This is a genomic window from Streptomyces kebangsaanensis (assembly GCF_001906585.1).
Taxonomy (GTDB): domain Bacteria; phylum Actinomycetota; class Actinomycetes; order Streptomycetales; family Streptomycetaceae; genus Streptomyces; species Streptomyces kebangsaanensis.
This window is the reverse complement of sequence record NZ_JUJA01000169.1, coordinates 8,702-14,814: the sequence shown is the minus strand read 5'-3', so window position 1 is coordinate 14,814 and position 6,113 is coordinate 8,702. Positions and strand designations below refer to the sequence as shown.

At 70.8% G+C, this 6,113-nt stretch carries 7 protein-coding genes and 2 pseudogenes; 4 read left to right on the top strand and 5 right to left on the bottom strand.

Going from position 1 to position 6,113, the window contains the following annotated elements; genetic code table 11:
• The coding region (locus RH94_RS45905) for a thiamine pyrophosphate-dependent enzyme (RefSeq protein WP_234426333.1) at positions 1–429 on the top strand (429 nt) is incomplete at its 5' end.
• 82 nt (positions 430–511) lie between these two features.
• On the opposite strand, the pseudogene RH94_RS37435 reads toward RH94_RS45905, so the two are convergent.
• Positions 512–1,029: pseudogene (locus tag RH94_RS37435) on the bottom strand (hypothetical protein); the annotation flags it as partial.
• Positions 1,030–1,368: 339 nt separating this feature from the next.
• On the opposite strand from RH94_RS37435, the gene RH94_RS37430 reads away from it, so the two are divergent.
• The gene (locus tag RH94_RS37430) at positions 1,369–1,830 is read left to right on the top strand and encodes an HIT family protein (RefSeq protein WP_073952762.1); all 462 of its coding nucleotides are present in this window, start codon (positions 1,369–1,371) and stop codon (positions 1,828–1,830) included.
• A gap of 223 nt (positions 1,831–2,053) precedes the next feature.
• Here RH94_RS37430 and RH94_RS37425 read toward each other — a convergent pair whose 3' ends face one another.
• From RH94_RS37425 to RH94_RS46260, 4 genes and pseudogenes are all read right to left on the bottom strand, one after another.
• Positions 2,054–3,070, bottom strand: coding sequence for a PP2C family protein-serine/threonine phosphatase (locus RH94_RS37425; RefSeq protein WP_234426332.1), 1,017 nt, complete (start codon positions 3,068–3,070; stop codon positions 2,054–2,056).
• Positions 3,071–3,268: 198 nt separating this feature from the next.
• Positions 3,269–3,527, bottom strand: a pseudogene (locus tag RH94_RS45900) (gluconokinase); the annotation flags it as partial.
• Positions 3,528–3,832: 305 nt separating this feature from the next.
• A complete protein-coding gene (locus tag RH94_RS47020; RefSeq protein ID WP_456154178.1) occupies positions 3,833–4,045 on the bottom strand; it encodes a hypothetical protein in 213 nt (70 codons plus the stop codon).
• 284 nt (positions 4,046–4,329) lie between these two features.
• A complete protein-coding gene (locus tag RH94_RS46260; protein WP_267893421.1) occupies positions 4,330–4,458 on the bottom strand; it encodes a hypothetical protein in 129 nt (42 codons plus the stop codon).
• A 145-nt stretch (positions 4,459–4,603) separates the two neighbouring features.
• Between RH94_RS46260 and RH94_RS37415 the strand changes: the two genes are divergently transcribed.
• A complete protein-coding gene (locus tag RH94_RS37415; protein ID WP_073952760.1) occupies positions 4,604–4,909 on the top strand; it encodes a PadR family transcriptional regulator in 306 nt (101 codons plus the stop codon).
• Between the two features lie 522 nt (positions 4,910–5,431).
• Positions 5,432–6,113 (top strand): multicopper oxidase domain-containing protein (locus RH94_RS37410; protein WP_199881148.1); only part of this gene is annotated, 682 nt, incomplete at its 3' end.

The following is a 6,113-nucleotide window of genomic DNA, read 5'->3' as shown; positions in this document are numbered from 1 at the left end:
CAGCCACTCAAGCGGCCGCTGGTGTTCGTCGGGGACGGCTCGTTCCAGGAGATCTGCCAGGAGCTGTCCACGCACGTGCGCCACCACCTGCAGCCGGTGGTCTTCGTCCTGGACAACGAGGGCCTCTACGGCATCGAGCAGATGCTGGTCAGCCCCTGCTACTACAAGGAGATGCCGTCCGACGGGGCCGACTTCTACAACGTGCTGCACCCGTGGCAGTACGAGAAGCTGGCGGAGGTCTTCGGTTCGGAGAAGGACCGGATGCACGGGCGGGAGCTCACCACCCACACCGATCTGGAGTCGCTGCTGCTCGACATCGCCGATCCGAGCAACGACATCAACCGCGCCCCGATCCTGGCCCGGGTCCGGCTCGACCGGCACGACTACCCGCGGGCGCTCCAGTACAAGATCAACGAGAAGTGCAAGTAGCCGCCGCACGGCGCACCGTCCCCGGTCCCCGGACCGGGGACGGTGCGCGCTGCGCCCGTGCTCGGTCGGAGAATCCCGTGTGCCGGCCCGCGGTCGGCACGAACGCCGGCGGGCGGCACCCGCGGTCGGCGACAAGGTGGACCTTGCTGGTCTGCCCGCCCCTGGAGTGTCCCAGGAGAGCGGCCTTCAGCCGGACTTTTCGCCGGCGCCGGATGCGTCGCCGCTCCTCCCCCTCGGGACCGGTCCCGGCTTCCTGCCCGTTTCGTTCTTCGAGGCCGCCCCTTTCGACCTGGCCTTCTCCGCCTCGGCGGCAGCCTTCTCCAGGGCGGTGAGGACGTCCTCGCCCAGGTGCATCCCGGCAGCGTCGTGGTGCGCCCGCGCGGTGGTGGAGTCGACGCCGGCGTCACGCCACTGCCGGAAGCGGTTGCGGACGGCCGGCCAGGCGCCGGACTCGGTCGGCGTCTTCCGCCGCTGCCCGCCGGCACCCAACCGCCGGATCACGTCCTCGAACCGCTGCCGCAGCCGCTCTGTGTACGGGCCGTACGCGCCGATCGGCAGGTACGGCCCGATGAACACCCGTCCCTCGTGCGTCAGTTGCACTCACGTCACGCAAGAAGGACTACCGGTCCACACCCCGCCGCGCGGGCGATTCCCCACAGATTGCCCACGACTCGATACGCGCCCCAGCACCCCCGGATCGACGATTGGCCTCGGGGAAGTCGGGGCCCGGTACGGGCGTCATGCCCAGAGCTTTCACCGACGCCATGCGAAACAGCGTGACACCGACCCAAGCCGCGACCTCACCACGGGGCTCGGACCGGCTGCTCCACAGAGACAGGCACCGTGCCGGGCGGATGCCCGGGGGAGGACGCGGTACTCCCAGGCGCAGGTCAGCCCGGTCAGGAGCGGCTCCGGGAGCCGCTGTCGCATGCTGTGTCCATGGGGCTGTTCGCCGGGGATCCGGCCTGTGCCTTCTGCGGCATCGTCTCCGGCCGGGTGCCGGCCAGCCGCGTGTACGAGGACGAGCTGGTCCTGTCCTTCATGGACATCCACCCGGCTGCGCCTGGAGACCTCCTCGTCATCCCCAAGATGCACGCGGCAGGTCTGGAGGACATCGATGAGGCCCTGATGGCCCATCTGTTCCGCGTGGTCCACCTGCTGGCGCGGGCTCTGCGGCGCTCGGAGCTGCCGTGCGAGGGAGTGAACGTGTTCCTCGCCGACGGTGAGGCCGCCGATCAGACGGTCTTCCACCTCCACGTGCATGTATTCCCTCGCACCGCGGACGACCGGTTCCGCTTGGAGGTCAGGTGGCAGGAGCGGTCCCGTGCCGCCCTCGATCATGACGCCGCGCTGATCAGGGCGAGCCTGAACCGCGGCGGAGGCCGCCGTGGAACTCCCTGACGTGCCAGGCGGCGGGGCCGGCTGCTCGCAGCCCCCGCCGACGCCGGATGGCCGACGTTCCGGATCTTCGCCGTGGTCCGTGCTCTCGGCGCGGTGTCCGTCGCCGGGCGGGTTCCCGAGACGCGCGGCCGGCACCCCGACGAGGCGGGTGAGGACCTCCGTCGGCGGTGGAACGTGCGGGCGGAGTGATGTCCGTGTGCGGAGCGAGTGCCCGGGGGTGGGGCTACTCGTCCAGGGTGACGGCGAAGAGCGCGGCGTCGTCCTGCAGTTTTCCCCCGGTGTGCCGGAAGACGGCGGTGAGGAGGGCGTCGAGCACCACGTCCGGATCGGGCGGGAGGTGCCGGCACAGCACCGGAACGGGGTCGAAGAAGACGCCGTCCGCGTCGCGGGCCTCGTCGATGCCGTCGGTGAACAGCACCAGGGTGGCTCCGACGGGCAGGTCGAACCGGTCGACCGGGACGTCGTCGCCGCCGAGAGCTCCCAGCCCCAACGGCAGTGACGGCGTGGTCGGCTCCAGGGGACTCGCCTTGCCCTCGTGGACCAGCAGCGGCGCGGAGTGGCCCCGGTTGGCGATGCGCAGTACGGAGCAGTCCGGGGGGAGCTCCGCGATGACGGCCGTGGCGAACGACTCGGCTTCCGCTCCGGTCGCCTGTCCGATGCCCGCCTGCATCCGGTCCTCCAGCTGCCGGACGACGCCCGGCAGATCCGGGCGGTGGTCGCTGGCCTCGCGGAAGCAGCCGAGCAGGGCGTTGACCGTACGGACCGCCTCGAGTCCCTTGCCGCGCACGTCGGCGAGGAGCATCCGGATGCCGTGGGGCGTCTCGTGAATCGCGAAGAGGTCCCCTCCGATGGCGGCCTCCTCATGGGCGACCTCGTACCGGGAGGCCACGGCCAGCCGTCCCACCCTGCGAGGCGGATCCGGGAGCACCGCGTGCTGGACCGCCGCCGCCACCTCGCGGCTCGTTCTCAACTGCCGTCGGTCGCGTCTCAGCAGCACGTTGACGACCGCCGCGATGACGGTGAGAAGGACCAGGCTGGTGAACGGGACGAGGTCGTCGCGGGTCGGCTCTCTTTCCAGGTACACCAGGGCGAGCCCCGCGAGGTTCGCCGCCACCCCGGTGGCGATCGTCCCGCGCAGGGAAAGAATCGGCGCGGCCACTCCGGGGGCGGCCGCGAGCAAGGGGAACACGTTGACGCCCCCCAGGGTGGAGAGGTCGAGGACGAACGCTCCGACAACCACTGCGGCAGGCAGCCAGCGGAGCCACTGCCTCCTCTGCGTCGCTTCCGTGCGGCTATTGCGCATCCCGTGTTCCTGAGGTGATCGTCCGGCAAAATCCGAGGACTGGAATCCAAGAGCCACAGCAAGGAGTGACACCCACTGCGCGACCTGGAGCGGAGGACCGCTCCAGGTCGCGCAGTGCGTCCATGACGCGGGCGCTGACCTCCTCGGTGCCGAGCCGCCGATCCCCCCTCCGAGCCCCGCTCGCCCGCGCGCCCAGGCGCCGATCGCGTCCAGCCGGGGCCGGCGGTCCTCGTCGGTGAACGGCACACCGACCGACATCCTGGCGATGTTGCCTGGAGTGGAAGTCATCGCCCTCGGCGTACGAAACGCCGAGCCGGGCCGCGAGCAGGACACCGACGGTGGTCCTGCCGGTACCCGTGACGCCCATGGCCACCACGACCTGGGGGCTCCTCATGCTTCCTCACCACCTCGGTCGGCATCGGATGCCGACGTCACGGAAGGGGACGGACGTACCGTGGCCCCCCCCTCTCAGGGAATCGGGCCTCCAGCAGGCCCGGAGCGGTCCAGGGGGTTGCCGCTCCCCGACCACTCCGTGCCGGCCGGCGGCTGCCAGGCCATGAGTTCCCCGCTGGTCTTGATCGCCACGGCCCGGCACCGTACCGGCCGGGCCGGAAAGCGGTACAACGCGCTGGGCCTGAGCTGGGCAGTCAATCTTTCCTGTCACCAAAAAACCGATGACCAATCCTTGGTGGCATGCGATCAAGCGTCCCGTCTCAGGCGAAGACGGCGCCGCACCTCTTGCGGGGCACGCCAACGGCGGTAGCGCACGTCCACCACGCGCTGGGTGAGCACCGCGTCGACGAACAGGGGCAGACACGGCGTCTGTTCGGGCTCCCGGTACCAGCCCGGGGCGTCCAGGTGGAACACCGCCGCGGTCCGCGCCGCCTCCTCGCGCAGTCCCGTCGGCAGCACGGCCGGGCAGCTTCAGCCGTGCTGCCGTCACCTCCGCCGCGAGCCCCAGGTCGGCGGCGGGGCCGGGCAGCCCGGCGAAGAACAGCGCCCGCGCCTCGCCCTCGCTCGTCTCCTGACCTGCCCCCTCCGACTCTGTCTCTGACGTGCGAACCGAGCAGGAACGGACGAGAGGGAGGCAAGACGTCCTGGGACGAGACATCAGGGTTCGACGGCAGAGGACACCTCGTCCTTGACGGGCCACCGGTCAGGGTGTCCAAACCCCGATCGGTTGTTACGCAGATCCCTCAGACGGCAAAGCCGATGCCGGTGACGTATTCGTACCGGCCCCACTGGGAGCCGAGGTCGGCCACGGCATCGTCCAGGACCAGGTCGTCGCCGGTACCGGCTCCCCCGCCGCCCGTATCACCCGCCATACGATCCGCCGGGTCCCACCGCGGTGACGGTCTCGGGTGCTCTCGGGTCTGCGGTGCGTGGCCGTCGGGGCGGGGCGCGCGGCGTAGAATCGGAAGCCGATATCGGTTTCGTCACTGCCGGGCGGGTGGCGTGGAGGTGGTCGGGGTGCGAGAGTTCCAGCGGGGCGCGGTGCGGCTGCACATCTTGCACCACGCGGCCGAAGAGGAGATCCACGGCGCGTGGATGACCGAGGAACTGGCCCGGCACGGCTACCAGATCAGCCCCGGCACGATGTATCCGACTCTGCACCGCTTGGAGGCCGACGGGCTGCTCACCTCCGAACAGCGGGTCGTGGACGGCCGTACCCGGCGGGTGTACCGGGCGACGGAGGCCGGGAAGCAGGCCCTGGAGGAAGACCGCCGGGCGCTCGAGGAACTGGCCCGCGAGCTCCTCGGCGACGGCACCCCGTAACCGCGCGGGTCGGCCGGGCCCGTACGGTCCCGGCCCCGGTGCGTATGAGGCGGCCCTCGAACGGCCAGGCGCCGACGCCGGCCACGAGCAGGAGAGACCGGTCCGCTGCTGGGTGATGTCGACACATGACACACGTCCCACGTCGCAGGCCTGAGCAGGAGTGACTCCCGTTCTCGCGTACCTCGTATGCGCGCGAGCGTGCGGCTCCCCGTCTCACGGCTCACCCGCACAGCCGGACCGCCGTGCCATGCGAGGGGGGCCTGTGGCAGGACGTATCGGGCGCCGGCCTCGTCGCCGGAGGCGGCCGGTAGACGGTGCTCTCCGCCATCGGCAGAGCCTCGCCGTGCGCGATGCGGCTCCGGTGCGCCAGGCACTGCGGTTGTCCCGACCAGCGCCATCAGGTTCCGTCATGACCTCTTGTCTGGCTTATGTGACGAAACAGGAGTATCAGGAGTATGTGGTGTGATGTCGGGGTGCCCGGCATCAGCTGGGGGTGCCCTGGGACCGGGAAGGGAGCAGCCCGTGCAGATCACCCGTCGCGACGTCCTCAAGCTCGGCGGCCTGGCTCTGCTGGCCGGGGGCGGCGCCAGGCCGGTCGCCACCTCCGCCTCCACGACGCCGTCCGTCCGGCCCGTCGTCTCGGGCAGGGCGGATTACACGGTGCGGATCGCAACCGGGCGCGTCGAGCTCGCACCGGACACGACCGTTACGACCACGACGTACAACGGACAGTTCCCCGGTCCGCTGTTGCGGTTCACCGAAGGCCGCCCGGTCATGGTCGACGTCCACAACGACACCGGCGCCCCCGAGCTGCTTCACTGGCACGGCCAGCGGGTTCCCGCCGCGGTGGACGGGGCTGCGGAGGAGGGCACCCCGTACATCCCCGCGCACGGGATGCGGCGCCTGTCGTTCACGCCCGGACCGGCCGGTTTCCGCTTCTACCACACCCATGTGGCAGCACATGGTGACCTGACCCGGGGGACCTACACCGGTCAGGCGGGCCCGGTCCACATCGAGCCGAAAGCCAACCCCGGCGCCTACGACCAGGAGGTCTTCCTGGTGCTGAAGGAGTTCGAACCCGCCCTCAGCCACGGCGGCGACATGGCCCAGAACTTCCTGGCCGGCTCCGAGGTGCCGGACCTCAGGCGCAGGGGCGAGAAGGAGATGGCCGACTCGCTGGCCCGGGGCATGCCGCACGGCTACG

Bases quoted from the DNA above. Each gene is read 5' to 3' on its own strand.
- RH94_RS37430 (WP_073952762.1), top strand. From the start codon at position 1,369: ATGGGGCTGTTCGCCGGGGATCCGGCCTGTGCCTTCTGCGGCATCGTC.
- RH94_RS46260 (WP_267893421.1), bottom strand. From the start codon at position 4,458: ATGGCGGGTGATACGGGCGGCGGGGGAGCCGGTACCGGCGACGACCTG.